Below are 587 nucleotides of genomic sequence, written 5' to 3'. Positions count from 1 at the left end.
AGCTTGTTTTAGGCCGTTCTATTTACGAATTGAAAATAATGATAATAATTTGTTTTGATAAGTAAATGGCTTAAAATATCCAAAAACAATCGATATATAACTTTTTGAGGCATTAACACAAAGGCAATGCTTCGCAGGTATTTTACCAGTTGGTCTTTTCCAATTATATTGATAATTCTGCGTAGGTTATAGGCATTCATGATCAGACCAAGGTCTGCTTCGGCCCGATCAATATATTTCACTGTAATAATGTAATTGAACCCCCATTGCCGTTTGATGGTACCATAGGGGTGTTCTACAATGGCCTGTCGCCGCTTATAATAATTTTCATTTCCCCTTACTCTTTCTTTGTTAAGTTCGATGAGCTCTTGGTACTCGCTCCGCTGAATTGCCTTGCCATACTTGGCCTTACTGCATTGATCCTTTACTTGGCAGCACAAACAAGCTTTGGTTGTATAGCGCTTAAATTGGTAGGTCTTTGCCTGGTGTACCTTACCGGTTGTGACCAGCTTTTGTTGCTCAGGGCAGATGTAACAGTCACTGGTTTTATTGTATTTAAAGTGTTCGACATTATATGCCGGATTTGG

The 587-nt window shown here is 38.8% G+C and carries 1 protein-coding gene; it reads right to left on the bottom strand.

Annotated features, from left to right (window positions below; all coding sequences use genetic code 11):
* Window positions 1-8 precede the first annotated feature (8 nt).
* Window positions 9-587: transposase (locus ACRD64_RS25260; protein ID WP_430937428.1), on the bottom strand; the 579-nt coding region annotated here is incomplete at its 5' end.

Origin of the sequence: Saccharicrinis sp. 156 (assembly GCF_050589685.1) — a bacterium.
In the GTDB taxonomy this organism is placed as follows: Bacteria; Bacteroidota; Bacteroidia; order Bacteroidales; family Marinilabiliaceae; genus Saccharicrinis.
This window is presented reverse-complemented; position numbering and strand designations above follow the sequence as displayed.